Here is a 19,880-nt window from a genome sequence, read left to right as displayed (position 1 = left end):
GCCTAATAGGCTTGTATCTAGGACGCGAGAGCCTGGTGGTTAAGTTAGTGGTTAAAAGTGAAGATTAAAGAAAACGATAGCCTCAACCTCCTGATTTAAAATAAGTTAATCATTTAAATCTACATTCAGATTCAAAATATCGAGTAAACTATAACCATATTTTGGTTTAAGAGTTGCCGGATGATTTATGCCAACAGCAAAGCACTAAATAAAATTTCTGTTGAAGAATACTTAGCAGCTGAATTAAATAGCAAAATAAAGCACGAATTTATCGATGGTGTAGCTTATGCCATGGCATAAGCTACTGTAAACCACGAACGAATTTGCTTGAACTTAACTCGCGCTAGGTAATCATTTGGATGATAATCTTTGTGAGCCGTTTGGCCCAGACATGAAACTACGCATCCGAGATAATTTTTATTATCCCGAATGCCATGGTTGACTGCAATTTTGATGAATCCACACCTTATTACACAGATACGCCAATTATCATTGTTGAGGTGATTTCAAAACCGCCCCGCAAAACGGACGAACAAACCAAACGTCTTGAATATATTAACCTTCCAAACTTAAAAAAATACGTCATTATTGAGCAAGATTATGTGGAAATTGCGGTATTTCGAAAAAGCGACCAATGGTGCCCCACTCACTATTTTTTAGGTGAAGAAATTACCTTTGAGGCCATAGATTTAACTTTGCCTGACGCTGAAATTTATAAACGCGTACAAGCAGACGTTTGTGATAGGTGAATAGTTTTCTTATGACAATAATTATTAGAATCTTAATCCTACCCTCTTGGTTAACCACATACGATCGAATTGATTGGCCTTTTTTGGTAAATTTAGTCTCGTGTGCCAGTCTAGCTGTCACACCATCGCTGCGTTTAAAACGAAAGGCACCGGTAAAACCATCTTTTAGTTGGTACTCAAAAAGTCATTTTGAGCAAGCTTCGTCGCACTTTTTTCCACCAATTCAAAACCGAGTTCGAGCTCTAAAATCGGTTTCAAACACAAAAAGCACCAAGTTTTATAAATCTCAGCCACCGACTTCATTGAGATGCTTGACTGACTACTAAACACATCTAAATAAAATTTAAGATCCTGCAAACACGATACACTGCGCTATAACCTATTTTTGCTGTAGCACTCTAGCTACTCACGGCTTAACCCTGTGTATGCGCTAACCTCTTTTAAAAACCTTTGGCTTAATAATTTTTGCAGCGGCTTGCTCGGTTTTTTCTGCCAAGCCAAAGCGGGTAAACTAAATTCGTCATAGTAGTTATCCAATAGCTAACTTGGCCGCTTGTTGCCACATGAAGTGAGGCATTGGTATTTTTAACTGCCAAGTAATGCTCATCGGCTGTGACCCCGTATGTGACACATACTCAACTTCACCATAATTTACAAAACCCATGGTGCGGCCGTATTCATCTTTGCTTTGCTCACGCACAAATAAAAACAGACGCTTACCCATTTTTTGGTGTTGGATGTACTCCAAACCACGGCCTTTATCTGGCCGTGCGCTATTTTGTGACTGCCAGTGAAAGAGATGCTCATTAATCGCGTAATCGTGATACATAGTAGTGGGTGAAAACTGCTTTTCATTTTTGTCCAAGGTGACAAACATCAGTTCAATATTTTGATCTTTCAGCACAAACACACCTTCGCGTGCTGGCGGCTGGCGCTCAAACGTGGTCGCACCAAATGCCACCAATATTTGCTCACGCGCATAACGTGCATGCAGCCTTAGTGAAACCTCTGGCAAAGCCTTCATTATGGGTTGCTCATGCTTGGTTTGTGCGAGTTTCCAGTTAACAACGTCCAACAGTTCTGCTTTTAACTCGCAAGCATTTAGTTTCGCTAAGCTCTGTTCAACTGAATCGAATCCACATTCAGCCCCCGTTTTCTGCCAGAAATCGTAATGACACATCAATGCATGACGATGTCCTGCATCTAAAACAGCTAAGTTATTTTGGCAAAGCTGTTTTAAGTAACTCAAATACGAATGATCATCACAGGTCAAAATTCGAGTATGAATGGTTTTTTTAAGCATTTTAAGGAGGTATTCATCAGGCATGCTTTCATTAATTTCATCTTTGGCTTGTTGAACCAACTGCGACCAACTCCCTCGCTTATAAAGTTCATTCAAGTTGATATGAGGATTTAGGATTAAGAAGTTCGACAGTGTTAACGGCAGTGTGGAATGCTGAGGATATTGTCGGATCATCGCGACTAGGCGCTTCAACGTTAATGAAGCTTGACGAATATTGCTAAGCACCATTTCTTGAGTACGCTTACTCAACTCAATGCGACACCCCAGTGGTGCATGAGGAAACCCTTGCTTTATCTCTTCACTTATAGCACGCTGACTTTTACCGATTAAGGCTCTAAATTTATTGGCAAAATCATATTCTGGGCGTGAGTTACCAACAAAATCTAACACTGTACAACACTCTTTACTGTCAGCTAAACGCAACCCTCGGCCAAGTTGTTGCAAGAAAATGGTTAAACTCTCAGTTGGTCGTAAAAACAATAAAGTATCGACTTCGGGAATATCGACACCTTCGTTAAAGATATCGACCACACAAAGCACGTTAATGCTGCCAGATCGAATGGCCTGCTGCTTTTGTTGCCTCTCGTGAGAGTTATCGCTAGTTAGCACATCCGCTTTAATGCCTTTTAATAAGAGTTGCTGTGTCATGTACTGGGCGTGCTCTTTACTCACACAAAAAGCTAATGCTTTCATTTTACTTAGGTCAGTGATGATTTCCTGCATACTCAGTAAAATCTTGTTAAAACGTGTTTGGTTATGGGTATAAAGGTTGGTTAATTGCGCAATGCCATAGCGCCCACGGCTCCAAGGAATGGTGCGTAGGTCGGTATCATCATCAATACCAAAATATTGAAACGGACAAAGATGTCGACGATTAATTGCTTCAGGTAATCGGATTTCTGCCGCAATCACACCACCAAAATCAGCTAAAATATCACCGCCATCATGACGCTCTGGTGTTGCTGTCAGCCCCAGCAAAATCGAGGGCGAGAAATACTCAAGCAGCGCACGATAACTTGGTGCTTTAATATGGTGCACCTCATCAATCACGATGTAGTCATAATAATCAGCGGTTAGGTTAAGTTGATCTAACTGATTGTCCAACGTTTGGATAGAAACAAACAACTGGCGATAATACTCCGGCGTATGTCCACCAACCCAAAGTTCACCAAAAGCACCATTACGCAATACGCCACGATATGCCGCCCTCGCTTGTTTTAAAATTTCTTCTCGGTGCGCAACAAATAAGAAATTTGCTTGAGGTTTTTCTTTGATAAAACGCGCAAAATCAAAGGCTGAAATTAGGGTTTTTCCGGTGCCGGTTGCCGCAACGACTAAATTGCGAAATCGTTGGTGTACACTGCGCTCAACGGCCAGTTGTTCCAAAATGTCACTTTGGTGAGGAAACGGCGAGATATCAAAAAAGTGGGTTGGGCTGGCCTCAATATCTCCGCGCTGCTGGTTCAAGGCTTTTTTGAGTTTTTCACTGCTTGTTGCATCGCCACTAAAGTGTTCAAAATCATTAGAAGCCCAATAGGTTTCAAAGGTGCTCAATGATTTATTGATAATGTGAGGGATTTCTTGCGAAGTAATTTTTAAATTCCACTCTAATCCATTGGTTAACGCTGATTGGGAAAGATTGGAAGAGCCGATATAACCAGTGTGATAACCCGTGTTGCGTAAAAATAGATAGCTCTTTGCATGTAAACGTTCCCGCTCAGTGTTATAACTCAACTTCACTTCGGTATTTGGTAAACTCGCCAAATACTCAACCGCTTTCGCGTCAGTCGCCCCCATATATGAGGTAGTAATAATTTTTAGCTCACGGCCGCTAGCAGTAAACTCTTCTAACTCTTTGCGAAAAATTCGTATCCCTGCCCACTTAATAAATGATACTAACCAGTAAATTTTATCCGCGGATAAAATCTCTCGCTTCAATTCAGATTCAAGTGATAATCCAGCATTGCTACCACAAAACAGCTCACTTTGCGTTAAACCTGTCAGAGGAAAAATATCGTTAATATAATTTTTAAAATCAGCTGAGATAGGATTTTCGAGCTCATAGAGCGCGGTCAGAATTTTACCTTGGCTGGCAAGCAAATTGTCTTCGATAAAATCGTTAGCTTGAATTTGTGTTTTTAGCCAGAGTAACAATTGATTGGACAAAGCAATTTGCTGTTGCAGACGATCATCTCTTGAGGGGACAGACTCAATCGCATACTCAAGAATGTGTGATAAGAAACGTGATAGCCAGACGGATGCTTCACTGCTATTGAGCTCACGTTCGCCGACATAGAATCGCTCTCGGTCAATGCGACTGGCAATCAGCTGTGTTATTAACTGCTCATAAATTCCAACTTGCTGCATGATATTCCTTTTATTCTAATGGCTGGATCAATAACAACATCGATTGATATCGCAGTTTTACCGCCAATCCATTTTGTGATTTTTGCATTTCAACCAAGTTGTACTTGCCCAATGTTTTCAGTGTTCTCGACACATTACTGACAGCTCGGCCTGTAAGTGTTGCCAGCTCAGTCACAGATTGCGGCTGTTGATCGGCAATCACTTTTAACAACTGCTGGTTTTCTTTCGACAGCACATTGGCCACGGATTTCAGCGAGTCGAATCAGATATCGACGGGGTGAACTGGGTCGGGAGTTTGCCCTTTAATCCCGATTACGCAGCGCGACTGTTTTGCGTTTTTAATTACTTTACATGCATAGTTTACTTAAATCGTTTGCTAGCTCTATAAAGCCAGCGCCAGCGAGTGCGTACAACAGCGCTTGGTCTGTACTGTACTCTTTATACATAGCCGAAAATCTTATCAACTGCTGATAATATCGCAAGGTGATTTTACTGCTTAGAGTAAAAACAATCTAACTGAGCAAGAAAAGTAGCTAAACCACACTTTCTTGCAGATAATTTTTGAGTTGAACAACACTTTTATGCGCATAAAAGTGATCATTTCATACATTTTTATGCGCGTAATAATATCAAGTGGTAAATTACAGCTTGTAGGTTGTTATTTAAAAATACAGTTTATATGCTGTTTTTTTTCTAGGCGTCAGGCTTGCTGACGCAGGGCTTTATAGTAGTTGTTTGGCTAGGAATTTTTCCATAGCTTTAAATGTCGTTAATCTATGGTCGGCATTACTCAAGTAATGGTCACCGCCATCAAGTTCTATATATTCGACGTCTTTGTCTAAATCGTCCAATTCATCAAACATATCTTCACTTTGGTCAACTCTCACAACTCTGTCTTTGGTGCCATGAATTAACAGTACAGGGACTTTGATTTTTTCAGCATGTTTTAACGGTGAGTGTTCCCACAGTTTGCTGTAGTCATCGCCGATTTGTTTTTTCACTATTTCGTAGTTAACAAAGTTTCTGTGTGCTTTTACTAAAGCTTCTATATCACTTACTCCAGCGAAGCTGACAGCACATTTATATAAGTCGGGCGTTTTCACTGTGCCCATTAATGCTGCGTAACCACCGTAACTAGCACCGACAATACAAACTTTATCTGGATTGGCAACACCTTGTTCAATAATCCATTTGGTGCCATCTTCAACGTCGTCTTGCATTGCTTGGCCCCAAGCTCTTAAGCCTTGTTGCATAAACTGAAAGCCGTAGCCAGCTGAGCCTCTAAAATTCATTTGCAGCACGGCGTAGCCTCTATTGGCAAAAAATTGAGTCCAATAATCAAAGCCATCATTGTCGTAGCTAATCGGTCCACCATGAGGGAAAATTAAGGTAGGCAGGTTTTTACCTGAGCTAGCTTGCGGCAAGGTTAGGTAGCCTTCTATTGTTAACCCGTCTCTCGCTTTGTAGCTTATTTTTTCTTTAGCTGCCATTAATTCTGGTTTTAGGTCTGAGTATCTGTAAGCAACTATATCCATAGTTTTAGCTTTGCGGTCGCCAACTAAGTAGACACCCGCTTCTGTATCACTGGTTGATAGGGTTATATATTTATTTTCATCTTGGCTAAAGCTAACTAGGTAATTGTCGTTATCTGGTAAGGCTTTATCAATTGCTTTTTCAAACCGAACTCGCGCTTTATCCCATATATAACCGCCAGCACCTATTACTTCGCCAGTTTTATTTGAGCGGGTTAGATAACCACTTACATCATAATCTTCTTTTGCATAAACCAGATTTAGCTTTAAATCTTTGTCCGTCAAATCGACTTTATAGATGGCATCTTTACCCTTGTGTAGCGCTTGTACATAAAGAATATTTGGATCGAGATCAAAACCTAACGGCCAAACCGTTTCGGCACTAAAAGCTTCAAACTTCCATAAGGTACGAAATTCTTCGTCTTTATTTTTTCGTTCTAAAATTTTGTAATGGGTTTTATCTCTGTATATGCCTATCCGTACATTACGTTGCTGATCTAGTTTCCAGTGAAAAATGTTAGTTTCGGCTCTTTCAAGAAAGCGAGTTCTCGCTTTGTCTGTCAGTGGGATTTGGACAACACTCGGCTCACCTGTGTGCATATGACCCGAAATTTGCATAATAATATAGTTAGGATCTTCCGGCACTATGCTTAATACATTAGATAGCACATTGGGCACATAATCTAATCGAGATAACGTCGATTTTGGAATAACCGATTTAAGCTTTTTTTCAAAAATATTAATTTTAACGACGCGATATTCATCTACCGGAGTACCTCGACGAGAGGCTGGATATTTAACATCAACAATAATATTTTCATTGTCTAACCAAGCTATGTCTGTCATGACATATTTTTTATTTTCTGCATAGGTTAGAAAGCTTGATTCAAAATTTTGTAAGTTTACCGATTGTAGTACGGTAGCTTTTACGTCGCCTTGTTCTGCTTTAAGTAGCATAGCTATGTGTTTGCCATCTGGCGAGAGTAAAATTTTGCTGACATCCGGCTTTGATGCAAAAGCTTTGGTTGGTATAAATTGAGGTTTACTTATCGCTAAGTTCGTAAATGTACAAAGCACTATCAACAAAATGGCAGTAAGGTTTTTCACCATTAGCATCCTTTCTAATATTCAGAAGATTTTTAAAGCAAGACAAAACATTTTACATGTTAAAACAGGGAAAGGGAAAGTCGTAATTTGAACCGCGATACCTGAAAATACGTTAGATACCGCGATTAGTCTGAGGTTTTTAGAACTTATATGCGTAAGAAACGGTTAAGCTTCTTCTGCGAGACTCGAAAACCTCAGGTTTTGTTCTCAAGTTAACCCCAAAGCTATGGTTACCTTGTTTATAATTAGCTTGTAGGTATGGATAAGTCACGTTACAAGTAAAATAGCTATTAATATCAACGGTTTTTATGCCGCAACTAAAGTGCTGAACTTTACCATCTTCTACCGTTATCGTTTCTGTCGCGACTTCAAACTCACCCGTTGGCTCGCCTTGTGAGTCTAAAATAGGCACTAGGACATCGTCGCCATTATCATCTTTTACATTCACTGTTGTTTGTACTGCGTCTGTATAGTCTTTGTCTGATGTGTAATTAACTGCGGTTTCTAAGTGATAGCCTAGTTGGATATTAAAGCTGTCAGTTAGTTTATATTGCAGTGCTAAGTCTAAATTACCACCCCAAATACCCGAATCGGCTCCACCGTATTTATATGAGCTAGGAAGTGCTTTTTCTGGTGTGTATTCAAAATGTGAATTCACGATAAGGTTTAAGTTTGGCGTAAATTGCTGATAATGAGTCAAATCAAAGTAGATTTTCCAAAAATCAGCTTGCATCAAGGTTTCGTTACCAACAGGGCCTGTTAGAGTTCTAAATTCTTGTTGCTGGGTTTGCGCATTTTTGACTCTAAATTTGTCATTAATCTCGGCCTGAGTTAAAGCGCCAAGCGCGCCTTCTAACGATTTAGTTAATTTAAACTGGGTTTTGGTGTATGCCTGTTGGTCAAATAACTTGTATCTAAAGTCTTTACTGGCAAAAGCACTCACTGCCAAGATTTTTTCTTTAGTATCTAACCATTTAAAGCCAGCCAATAAATCCGGGTGATCGTACACACAAATTCTTTGCCCAGTGGCTTCGTTTTCGACAACTTGATTAGTTGGACATTCATCTAAGCTAGTAATAGGCACATTAACGTTAATATTAGTATGCTGAATTTGTTGGTTTGTCGATTCTTTAATTTCAGCTGAGTAACCGTATTTGGCGTTGTCTCCTAACCAATCCCAAGGTTGTGAATATTGCAACTTCATTAAAGTGCCAGAACCATTGGCTTCAAATGTATCTGGGTTTAATATCTCAGGAGCGACTCGGTAATTCATGTAAGCGTAGTCAAACTGAATCTGACCGCCTTGTATGCCGTATGGCATGACATATTTAGCGGTTAACGAGCTGAAGTTACGATTTTCTTGCGGATCAATCGATACACCATATTGTAGGTAATCACCACGTCCGGTTGGGTTTACAAAAATTCCACCTAAGTTAGCTCTAACATCGCCAGTTAATCTTGATGCATTGTTGTATAAAGAGATAACGCTAGTCGCTTTAATCTCATTAATTTCTAGAATTAGGTCAGTTTTACCAAAGCCCGCATTAGATAACCTTGGCTTAATTTTAGCCGAAGGTAAAAAGTTTAATTTAGCGAGTCGCTTAGTTAATGTTGGCGCATGAATTATTTTACCGCTCAGGTCATTTAGATATCGAAGAAATAACCTAGTTTCATATTCAAAGCTATTATCACCCACTATTTTAATTTGGTTTAACTTGTTCTCTTCCATCTTAAGCGTAACAACGCCATTTTTAATTTGTTGTTCCGGAACTATGCAACGTGAAGTTTGATAACCTTTGTTGTGATATAGCAAGGTAACTCTTTGCGCAATTTCTTTCAGCTCAGCCACTGTGACCAGTTTGCCCACATAAGGTTTAATCACATCTATGAGTTCTGCTTTGGCTAACGTTTCATTACCTTGCAGGTTAATGCTATTTAAGCGAAATTTAACTTGCTGAGTCATTTTACTTTCAGCTTGGCGTTGAATGTTTTGATCTATCTCTAAAGCTTCGATTGATGTGGGTTTCTCTAAGTCAGCCGCGTTCACTTTGTCGATTTCTTGTTGGTCTTTATCTAGTTTTTGAATGGTATTGGCCGTGGCTTGTGTTGAGAAGTAGGTAGAAAGTAGCGCAATAGCGAGAGTACGAAGATTCATAGTTAGCCTTTATAAAATCCAACTTATTATTTTTATCGTTGAATAGGATTAGAAAATGAGCAACTATGAGTGTATACAAAAATCCCGTTTAAACTCAATGCTTAAACGGGATTATTTAATAAATAAATGCGGATATTTTGTTTAATTATTGGACGTAGAGCAAGAATCACCGTAATTCGCATTTATGCTCTGCAAAATACTCTCATTCAGAGGTTGGTTATCATAAGCTGAGCAGATTTCTGCTTTAGTGGCTAAAGCATAGCTTTGCTGGCCCTGGTTATTTACGCCGCATGTTTGAGTGCTTGTATCATAGTCAATACAAAAAGATATTAGCCTTAGCTGAGATAATGAATACCCTTCAACACCGACTAAATCAATCGCGTTTAAAGAGATAGCATAAGCGTCGTTACCACTAATACCGCCATATGCTTTGCTTGTATCTGAATAGCTGAGCTGAACCCCAGCACCAGAAAAATAAGCACCATTATCGGCAATGGTGATCACATTGCTGGTTTTATTTAAGCTTAAAGCAAAGTCACTCATGCCACGTTGTATCACGTCGTTACCTTGCGGAAAGATATCGCCATTAGCATCCATAGGAGGAACAAGCAAAAGTGATGCGACAAACGCTTCTTTACCGCCACTGCTTGCGACCGTTTCAGCCAAATCTATGCCGGATACAACTTGAGTTAACGCAGTCAGTAGCTTGGTTTCAGAAATCAAACTACTCACTTGAGCCACTGTCGTAGTTTGCTTTATTTCGGTTTGAACTAATTTAATTGCCGACTCAAATAAATTACCCTTGGTTGGGCTAGTTGCTTTATTAATGTTAGTTCCGACTTGAGTGGCGGTTGCTTTGACAACTTGAATACTTTCCGTGCTTAGCCCTGATGAATCTAACGCGGAATCAACAAGTTGATTTAATTTAGTATCATCCGTCAAGGTATCTGAGCTGAGGTTAAATCTATCAAGTAAATTAATACTCGTTAAATTAGTTTTAGAAGCTTTTTGCCCTGTTGAGGCGACAATAGCCTCTTGCACTGCTGTGATCTTAGCCGCTATTTTTTGCAGTTTAGTTTGCAATACAGGATCAGCATTTTTAACACCGCCAGATAATGCGCTATTCACTTCGGATAAATTTAACCCTCCCAAACCACCAGTGGTACCTTGTGCAGGAATCAAGGCGGTTATTGGGTTAGCAAAAACAGATGTAATACCGGCTTCGTCTGGGTTTATTTGAGGAATAAACTTAAGTGAAAATCCAACATTGTAAGCAATATCGGCTTCAGAAAGATCACCACTGGCATCCAAATCTTGAAAACTGTTAAAAGGCTCAGAGTCGGTATTTCTGGTAACAAAAGTAACTGGAGGCTGTGGTACTACCCCAGCATCAAATGAATATGTACCAGGAGAAGATTCTGTTGCCTGATTGCCAGCATTATCAGAAACATCTAAACCTATTAAAGCAGCATCTTCCGCAACAAATGAGTAATTAATTTGTTTTCTTGCAGAATCAGAGTCAGAACAAGCTGATAACCCATTCAGCAATAAAATCAAAAACAAGCTATTTCTTTTTAGTAAATGCTGCATGTTTTATTCCTTAGCTTAATTTAGTTTGCTAGTACTGATAACTTTCTAAAATTAGATAAACTCATTAAGTGCGCTACGATCAGGTTGTATACACCAGAGCGTACTAATTCAAGAGTTTGCTCATCAGATAAAGCTTTTAGTTTCTCTTCGTTAACACGCTTAAAGCCATTAATTGAGTATTTTTTTCCTGCAGAAACCATTTCAGCTTTGGCATCTTCTAAAAGGCCAAGTTCATTTATGGTAGCAACAATTGATTCTGTATTTTTACATGACTGCTGAAAGTCTTTCATAAAACCCATCACTTTTTTAGTAAATGATGTCGCTTCACCGTTAGATTCAAACAACGCTTGGCCATCATCTTTATTTACTGCCTCTGATGCGGCATCCAATGCAAGCATTAAGCTGTTGTCGTTTTGTACGAAAACAAATGGATATCGACGTAAAAATGCAGGAATGTATTCCCCTGCTCTCCATTGTAAATTTTCATCTAGCATTACATTTTTTTCTGGTTCAACGCCTAATAATGTAATGGCCGTTAAACTGCCTGATTTAGACTCTGTAAATAAAATAGGAAGTGATTTTGCGCACTCATAAAATTCATTTGCGGTTATCACGCATTCACGTAGTGAACTAGAGAATTGATAATTTTTAAGCGGTGTTACTTTATGATTAAAGTGAAGATCTTTATTTAATATTTCAACTTTACGATATATACCTAATTCCATACTGGCGTCCTTTAATTATTATTCTTGGTAGTAATGGGAGCTAAGCTCCCATTTAGTTTTTATTGCTCTGAGTTACCAAACAATTTTCTGAAGAAGTCTAAGAATCCGTTACCTGTATTCTTATCGTCTTCAATGTCTTGTACATCATTGCCTAATTGGCCTAATGTTTCATCTCCAACTGTTGCTGCTGTTGCATCAACCGCTTTCAATACGACATTGCTGTTATTAACTTCTTCAACTGTTGTTGCAGCGGTATCACCTTCTCCCACTCTAAAGTCTGCAATCGCATCTGCTTTAGCATTGGCAATATTAGCAGTGTTTTTCACACTCGCAATTTCAGTAGCGTTAGCTGTCACATCTGCAATTGCATTAGATAAGCTCGCACCTGTGCCTCCAGCTGTGACATTCACATCATTATTGATAGTAGTTGATGTAATGTTTCCATCTGTATCCATAGTGAATGCGGCTAATGCTGCTAGTTTAGTTGCATTAGCTGTTTCTGCAGTGGTTGCACGAGTTGTTTCATCGCTGATTGCAGTTGCATTCGCCATTTCAGCAGCGGTTGCACGAGTGGTTTCGTCACTGATTGCCGTTGCATTCGCTAATTCAGCTGCCGTCGCACGAGTGGTTTCGTCACTGATTGCCGTTGCGTTCGCTGTAACTGCGGCAGCTACTGTGCTAGCAGAAGTATAACCAGTTAATGTGCCTTCAACTTCTGTTACTCTATTATCTAATGCTGTATCTGCACTATCTGAAGCTGTTTCATTGTTATCAATATCAGTTTGAATTGCGGCAATTTCATTCGCTAATGTGTCTGAAGTTGAGTCGCTATTTAAATCGCCAGCTCTCACAGATGATTTAAGTGTTGCATAACTAACATCAGATCCATCCGCAGCTGTCGCAGTTGCATCAGCGCTATCAAAGAAATCAGCAATTGAAGCAATTTGATTACCTAACTTAGTAATAGTAGTAAATGAACCGCCAGTTCCATCGAAGAAGTCTGAAGCGTTAATACCTGCTGTGACTAAATCACCATCAATATCAACAAATCCATTTATACCATCATCACCATTCACTAAGTATGAAATGTAAGCGGCTACCGTTTGACCATTATCTGAATCAAATCCTTCACCTAATAATTCTTCTAATTGATCAATTCTGTTATTCACAGAAGTAAATGTATTTCGATTAAAGTAATTTAACTCTAAGAAGTTACCCGACAAGGTGTCGTTTGTTGCATCAATTAGATCCGGTCCAGCTGAGGTATCTGACGAATTTTCAGTTGTGAAGCTAATCGCTATTTCACGACTACCACCTTGCAAATTATCTTCGTCTTCTAAATCAAAACCTGCAATATTGATATTTAATGAAACATCATCAAAATCGCTATTATTATTTGAGTGATTTGTATCATTATCTATATCAACTGCATCTAGATCACCTAGTGAAACGGTTAAGCGATTTACAGATGAAGCTGTAGAGTCTTTCCAGTCAATATCAATAGGATTAGTTCTACCTAGGTTACCATGAGCAGTGAAAGTAAATGCCTTAGCTTTTAATAATGCATTACCATCTGAATCAATCTCACGTTCATTTGAGCTACCTGCACTCACACTTACACTAGATAAGTATAAGTCACTCGCCCCATCAGTCGCTTTAATATCACCCGCAAGTGTAATTCCAGTTTCTGCACTACCTTGAGTCTCTGTGATTGACACTGAGTAATCAGATTCATTCGTATTAACAGGCGTTGAGTCTGTAATTATGATGTCATTAACTGTCAGTGTATCACCAGAGTTAGCTGTTGTTGTGATAGCAACAGAGCCTTGAGCAGCTGAATCATTTATGGTTGAAACATCAATCGCATCTAAAGTAACACCACCGGTTGAATCAAAATCTAACGTATTGACTGTCACGGTCGCTGAGTCGGTTAAATCACCACCACTAGTTACTGTTAACATATTAGCCGTTGTCGCTCCTAATTCAAGCGCAGTTGAATCAACTAAAGTAACATCTCCCGTTCCTGCATTAACAGCAACTGAACCAGCAAAGCTATTTGCTGCATCATCTAATACAACATTACCATTACCCGTTGAGGTATCTAACGTCGTCGTACCTGATACCGTAATTACACCCGTATCTGTTATCGCGCCCGCTGAGATTATCGTTAATGCCGACGCCGTCGTTGTACCTAGATTTAAGTCATTTAACTCTAAGATATCAATCGTACCCGTACCTGCATTACCTCCAAAGTTCGCTAACGTATGAACATTATTGTCTAAATCAATATTGCCGTTCGCAGCCGAGGTATCTATGCTCACTGTACCTGTTGACGTTAACGCGCCTGCATCTGTAACTGAGCTCGCAGCTGTCACCGTTAAGTCAGCCATTGAACCTGCGTTCAAGGTTAACGCTCCTACCGAGTCAACTGTCACATCGCCCGCTGCGGTCACTTCAAGTGTTAATGCGTCTGTTTCATTAACATAAACATCACCTGTGCCCGCATTCACAACTAACGTATTCAATACTTGAGCATTATTGCTTAAGTCAATATCTCCACTCGCGCCCGAGGTATTAATGCTTGTTGTACCTGATACCGTTACAACCCCCGTATCTGTCACATCTCCGCCTGCTGTAATTGTCAGCGCAGAGCCTGTCGTTGTACCTAGGTTTAAGTTATCCGTTTCCGCAATATCAATCACACCTGTACCTGCATTCACAAGTAAATTGGTTAAGCTGTGTGTATTGTTATCTAAATCAACTACGCCATTTGAGGTGGTTAAGTTCGCTGTATCTGTAATCGTTAACGCACCTGCATCCGTAATCGAAGCTGATGTCGTTACCGTTAGATTCGCCATTGAACCTGCGTTCAAGGTTAATGCACCGACCGAATCAAGTGTTACATCACCCGCTGCTGTCACGGCAAGAGTTAGTGCATCAGCTTCATTAATGTCAACGTTCCCCGTGCCCGCATTAACTTGTAAGCTAGATAAACTATGTGCTGTGTTATTTAACGCAATGCCACCATTTGAGTGTGAGGTATCTATATCTGTTAAGCCCGATACCGTTAACGTACCTGTACTTGTTAGGCCGCCATTATTTACATCTGCGGTTAACGCTGAGGCTGTGATATTACCTAGGAATAATGCCGCATTGGTATCGACATCAACAGTGCCTACGCCTGCATTCGCCACTAACGTCGTAATTAAGTGTGAGTCCGCTGTATTCGCTAAGTCTATATTGCCGCCTGCAACTGAGGTATCAATACTCGCTGTATTAACGATTAATAATGCACCTGCATCTGCAACTGAGTCTGCAGCACTAACCGTTAGGTTATCCATTGAGCCTGCGTTCAAGGTTAACGCGCCAACTGAATCAATGGTGACGTCTGCTGCTGCCGTAACCTCAAGCGTTAATGCGTCTGTTTCATCTACATCCACATCACCTGTGCCTGCATTCACAACTAAAGTATTTAACACTTGTGTATTTGTACTTAAGTCAATATCACCATTTGCACCCGAAGTATCAATGGTTGTGGTACCCGATACCGTAATTACATCCGTATCTGTTACATCTCCGCTCGCTGTAATCGTCAGTGCTGAGGCAGTCGTCATACCGATATCTAAAGCATCTTCGTCAACAACTGTAATATTCGCACCATCTAACATCACGCTATCAAAGTTGTTATCCACTGTATTTAAGCTGATATCAAAACCGGTTGCCGTCACTGTCGTGGCGCCTGTTACGTCAACTGTACCTGAATCAGTTACCGCACCACCTGCTGTCACATCTAATGTGCCTGTAGCCGTAACCACACCTAAATCAACATCGTCTACATCAACAATTGAAACATTCGTACCATCTAAATCTATCGTACCAAAGTCACTTGAGGCATCCGCTAGCGTAATGTCAAAGCCTGTCGCCATCACACTCGTATCACCTGTTACTGTGATAGTGCCTGAGTCAGTTACCGCACCGCCTGCTGTGATGTCTAGATCACCTGAGGCTGTAACGCCACCGATCACGACATCATCTACATCATTAATGGTAACGTCGCTACCTCGACTAACAATTAAAGTTCCAAAATCATTACCAGCTTCATTTAAAGTTAACTCAGCATCATTCGAACCATTCGTACCAGTAGCAACTGTTGTGGTTCCAGTTACATTAATTGTTGTACCTGCATCCTGAGTTAAACTTTCTCCAGTACCAACATTGTCAACATTAGATGTCGCGGTTAAGTTGGTAGCTGTAATATCACCTAAAATAAACTCTCGCTCATCTACCAGCGTTACATCGCCAGACGTAGATGCATCAACAATATTAAAATTGTTACCTGTGTTTGTTAGAACTATATCGCCAGTCGAGTTTAAATCAGCTCTGCCATCAATTCTCAGGCTCGCTATGTTACTCATGCTTGTTGAGCTTGTGGCAGTGAAATCACCCGCTGCAAAGCCGCCTAAACCTAAAGCGCCAGCACTTTCAACAGTCACATCACCAACAGAATTAACCGTCAGATCAAGGTCTGTAGAACCATTATCTAAGGTCACATCAACCGTGCCTTCCGATCCAGAGTTATCCGTAACAGTAACTGCACCTGTAAAGCTGTTACTATCGCCATCTAAAATAACATCTGCATTAGCATTTGTTACGCTAGTTGTTCCTGTTACAGTTATAACGCCAGAGTCAGTCACATCGCCTGCTGCTGTTATAGATAAATTACCAGTCGCGTCCGTGGTGCCAAGATCTATAGAATCGACATCAACAACTGTGACATTGGCACCATCTAAATTAATCGTTTCAAAATCATTAGCTGCTGAATCTAACGTAATGTCGTTGCCCATTGAATCTATGGTCGTTGTACCTGTGGCAATCACTGTGCCGCTATCTGTAACCGCACCATTAGTAGTCAGGGTAAAAGATGTTGTCGTAACAGCGCCTAAATCTAAGCCAGCTGTATTAGTAACCGTTAGGTCACCACCAATATTTGCGGTAAGCGTGCCATCTAAAGCGTTACTACCACTCAGGACTGCATTTCCGGTTGTAACTATATCTAGCTCATTAGCAGTAATAACCGCACTACCGCCGTTCGAAATACTCGCACCTTGCAGATCTAGATCGTTATCACCACCCGCACCAATGTTTAACGCATTATCGATAGCAATAGCGCCAGCAGATAAAATATCAACGCCTGAATGAGTTGTAGTTGTATCTAAGTCAACCGCATCAATATCAACCGCACCACCTGTTGCTTTACCAAATGTAATAACACCTGTACCAGCTTGAATCAAATCGAGCTCTGCTTGCGATATATTGACATCTCCAGTACCTGAACCTAAGCCCAAGGTATCTGAATCTGATAAGCCTCGAATATCAATATCATTGTTATTTGTTGTTAAAGTACCAGATAAAGCTAAATCGCCCGTACCGGCTTCAATCGTAATATCTCCAGCGCCACTAGTATCTGAATCAGAGGTCACTGCTGCTAAACTAACTGTATTACCAGACAGCGTAACATCGCCTGTTGCGCTTAATGCGCCTGCAACGGTTAAGGTTCCCGTCGCTGATAAATCTAGGTCCCCAGCGGTTACCGTAATTGCATCTGCACCTGTGCTAATATCTGTAGCAGATTGAATATCTAAACTAGTAACTGTCAGGGTATCATCGGCATTATCATCCCCAACCGCATCAGTGAAAGTTAAACTATTACTTCCAGCATCAATTGCTAATGCAACGCCATCAGATAAAGCATTAAAAGTTGCTCCACCTGTCACATTGATATCAACATCACCTGTTGTGGTTAATCCAATTTGACCACCGGCACCAGTTTCAATGCTTGTTGAAGCATTAGAAGTTAACGCAGCAGAACTAATAACAATCGCATTAGTGGCCGTACTAGTGGTTGTAATATCATTCAGTGTTAGCGCATCTGTTTCTGTAATTGAGATATTGCCTGTACCCGCATCAATATCGATAGTATCAACATCAGTTAATAAAGTGACATCGCCACTGGCAACAACACTAATATCATCAGCGCTAACCGTTGCTGTTGTGGTCACTGTTGAAGTTGAATCTATATCAAGTGTTTTCGCTGTGACAGCTGAATCAATATTTAATGCGCTTGAATTAATATCAAGATTTACATTTGCATTGTTAATACTTGAACTGATAGTAACAGTTCCGGTATTTGCAGCATCTGAGATCTGAACATTCTGTTCATTTGTACCCGCTGTTAAATTAGAGAGACTGGTTGAATCTAAATTCAATGTGCCGGTTGCGCCACCTAAATCAATGTTGGCATCAGCCGTTGCTGAATCTATGGTGACAACCCCCGTATCAATAGCTGAGTTGATATCCATATTATCAGCGACTAAGTTCAAAGTACCCGCACTTGCAGAGTCACCTGAAACAGCACCATTGATAATAATTTCACCTGCACCACTGGTATCGAGTGATAATGAGGCTCCACTAGCAATTGTCATTGAATTACCTATGGTAATATCATCGCCCGCGTTTGCTGCAGATATGCTGGTATCACCATTAACGGTCGCAACACCTAAGACTAAATTGCCATCATTGGTAACATCTAAACTACCAGCTGAAGTTAAATTCAAATTATTGACATCGGTTTCAAACGTGCCTGAACTATTAGAGCCATTAATCACTAATGTATCTGCAGTAAAATCTGTGCCGGTAGCGCCACTAATTGCGCCATCAACACTTAAGGTAATAGTTTGACCAGTAGCAGAAATGCCAGAAGCTAGGCCTAAAGAATCGGAGGTGATAGAAATATCATCGGTATTTGCAATAGTTGCTGCGCTTATATCATCTGCAGAAATAGTTAAGTCTGCGACATTAGTATCGTCTATCGTTGCTGAGGTTAAATCGTTCGCGGTAATACTTAAATCATTTGAGTTACTTACTGTTACGTCTAGGTTGGTAACATCAGCGCCTTCAAAATCTAACTCTATTTCACCACCCGCTGATTTAGAAAGCGTAAGTGTGCCAGTTTGAGTGATCTGATCCGAATCATTTACACCTGTAATTTGTATATTCTCAGCAGCAGTGACATCGCCTAGGTTAAGACTGCCATCTAACTCTAAATATAAATTTCCGACTTTAGTCCCTGAAGTTGTCAAGGTTCCGCCAGCAGAACTAACTTGGATTAAATTACCACTTGAACCTATTTCTAAATTATTAGTTGCTGAATCAGAGGCAGTGATCGTAATTGTGCCGTCGGATATTAGATGCGCATCAGCATCGCTGAAATCAGTGTTCTTACCACTTTGGGAACCTGTCGTTGCTGTAATTGGGTTATTAACAATAACCGCACCACCAGCCAAGCTTTGGACACTGGTTAAATCTATATTTGCACCTTCAATTTGGCCTATCGTAAGCGTGCTTTCAGATTGAGAAACAGACACATCGCCAGCTGCGTCTATATATATGACACCCGCTTTTACCGATTCTATATCGACATCACCATCTGTGCCATCAAGGCCTGCAGCGCTAATTGATATTTCTCCATCGGCAGCAATAGCACCCGCTGAACCGTCAACATTTCCATCTGCAGTTATTGTCAGGTAGTTAGCACCTAGAGTATCCGTGCCTGAACCAGAGTTGGTAATAGTAACATTACCCTCAGATACAATATTTAATAACTTATCATCATTAACCGTTGCTCTAATTGCATTGATAGTAATATCAGCATTGTTCCCCGAGTCGGTCAGAGTTAAACCAAAATTTTCGTCTATGCCGTCGCTGTCATCTGAATCGTAACCAGTCAAATCTGCGATATCTTTAGTTGATATCATCAAATTACTATTTAAAGCGCCAGTATTGTTAAAATTACTACCAACAGTAATACCATTTGGGTTAACAAAAATGAGCGTCTCAACATTGGAGGAGTTAACAGCACCATCCATTAAACTGGCATCGTTACCAACCACTCGGTTGAGTATGACAGAGTCAACGACACCACCATTAAAGTTTATCGTTTCATCCGAAGCTAGACCTAAGGTACTCCAGTCGATAATTGTATTTTGTGTTACAGTATCGACACTTGCGGTTTTAGAACCATCACCAACACCTGAAATTGTAGCCCCGCCATTACTATCTACCGAACTATCAGCTAATGACCCTGTCGTTGCTGAAAATGCATTGGATGCGAATAAAGCTGTCGATATCGCAATGGCAATTGATGATTTGGTGGTTGTTAATGGGTGAGAAAATGGCGTATTTGCTTTAACACGAGTGGTTTTACGATTCATTTTTAGTATCCTTGGTTTAACCCAAAATTTGTTTTATTTGCTACTGTTGGTTTTATAAGCATTTTTGAGATTAGTACAAAGT

The 19,880-nt window shown here is 40.3% G+C and carries 9 protein-coding genes; 2 read left to right on the top strand and 7 right to left on the bottom strand.

The annotated features are described in order from the left end of the window. Positions 1-180 precede the first annotated feature (180 nt). Together XM47_RS19340 and XM47_RS19335 are read left to right on the top strand one after the other, a co-directional pair. Entirely contained in the window at positions 181-300 is a 120-nt protein-coding gene (locus XM47_RS19340; protein ID WP_245623431.1) for a Uma2 family endonuclease, read from the top strand. Between the two features lie 134 nt (positions 301-434). Beyond that, entirely contained in the window at positions 435-749 is a 315-nt protein-coding gene (locus tag XM47_RS19335; protein ID WP_245623430.1) for a Uma2 family endonuclease, read from the top strand. 529 nt (positions 750-1,278) lie between these two features. Here the strand turns inward: XM47_RS19335 and XM47_RS06365 are convergent. The 7 genes from XM47_RS06365 to XM47_RS06335 all read right to left on the bottom strand — a co-directional run bounded on the left by XM47_RS06365 (position 1,279) and on the right by XM47_RS06335 (position 19,798). Then, positions 1,279-4,419 (bottom strand): DEAD/DEAH box helicase, encoded by a 3,141-nt coding sequence (locus XM47_RS06365; RefSeq protein WP_048690861.1) that lies wholly within the window; start codon positions 4,417-4,419, stop codon positions 1,279-1,281. Between the two features lie 10 nt (positions 4,420-4,429). Next, positions 4,430-4,654 carry an HVO_A0114 family putative DNA-binding protein gene (locus XM47_RS06360; protein WP_245623429.1) on the bottom strand — a complete coding sequence of 75 codons (225 nt, stop codon included), beginning with the start codon at positions 4,652-4,654 and terminating at the stop codon, positions 4,430-4,432. 487 nt (positions 4,655-5,141) lie between these two features. Continuing rightward, positions 5,142-7,061, bottom strand: a complete 1,920-nt coding sequence (locus tag XM47_RS06355; RefSeq protein WP_149865468.1) for an alpha/beta hydrolase family protein — start codon at positions 7,059-7,061, stop codon at positions 5,142-5,144. 136 nt (positions 7,062-7,197) lie between these two features. Next, positions 7,198-9,213, bottom strand: coding sequence for a POTRA domain-containing protein (locus XM47_RS06350; protein ID WP_048690857.1), 2,016 nt, complete (start codon positions 9,211-9,213; stop codon positions 7,198-7,200). A gap of 141 nt (positions 9,214-9,354) precedes the next feature. After that, entirely contained in the window at positions 9,355-10,803 is a 1,449-nt protein-coding gene (locus XM47_RS06345; RefSeq protein WP_048690855.1) for a hypothetical protein, read from the bottom strand. Between the two features lie 20 nt (positions 10,804-10,823). Continuing rightward, on the bottom strand, positions 10,824-11,528 hold the full coding sequence (locus XM47_RS06340) for a SapC family protein (protein ID WP_048690853.1): 705 nt from the start codon (positions 11,526-11,528) through the stop codon (positions 10,824-10,826). 59 nt (positions 11,529-11,587) lie between these two features. Next, the gene (locus XM47_RS06335; RefSeq protein ID WP_048690852.1) at positions 11,588-19,798 is read right to left on the bottom strand and encodes a filamentous hemagglutinin N-terminal domain-containing protein; all 8,211 of its coding nucleotides are present in this window, start codon (positions 19,796-19,798) and stop codon (positions 11,588-11,590) included. Between the last annotated feature and the right edge of the window lie 82 nt (positions 19,799-19,880).

Source organism: Catenovulum maritimum (assembly GCF_001050375.1).
Classification (GTDB): Bacteria; Pseudomonadota; Gammaproteobacteria; order Enterobacterales; family Alteromonadaceae; genus Catenovulum; species Catenovulum maritimum.
This window is presented reverse-complemented; position numbering and strand designations above follow the sequence as displayed.

What these genes read in the sequence shown, in the direction of transcription:
- XM47_RS19340 (WP_245623431.1), top strand. Translation starts at nt 181, where the DNA reads ATGATTTATGCCAACAGCAAAGCACTAAATAAAATTTCTGTTGAAGAA.
- XM47_RS19335 (WP_245623430.1), top strand. Translation starts at nt 435, where the DNA reads ATGGTTGACTGCAATTTTGATGAATCCACACCTTATTACACAGATACG.
- XM47_RS06365 (WP_048690861.1), bottom strand. Translation starts at nt 4,419, where the DNA reads ATGCAGCAAGTTGGAATTTATGAGCAGTTAATAACACAGCTGATTGCC.
- XM47_RS06355 (WP_149865468.1), bottom strand. Translation starts at nt 7,061, where the DNA reads ATGGTGAAAAACCTTACTGCCATTTTGTTGATAGTGCTTTGTACATTT.
- XM47_RS06350 (WP_048690857.1), bottom strand. Translation starts at nt 9,213, where the DNA reads ATGAATCTTCGTACTCTCGCTATTGCGCTACTTTCTACCTACTTCTCA.
- XM47_RS06345 (WP_048690855.1), bottom strand. Translation starts at nt 10,803, where the DNA reads ATGCAGCATTTACTAAAAAGAAATAGCTTGTTTTTGATTTTATTGCTG.
- XM47_RS06340 (WP_048690853.1), bottom strand. Translation starts at nt 11,528, where the DNA reads ATGGAATTAGGTATATATCGTAAAGTTGAAATATTAAATAAAGATCTT.
- XM47_RS06335 (WP_048690852.1), bottom strand. Translation starts at nt 19,798, where the DNA reads ATGAATCGTAAAACCACTCGTGTTAAAGCAAATACGCCATTTTCTCAC.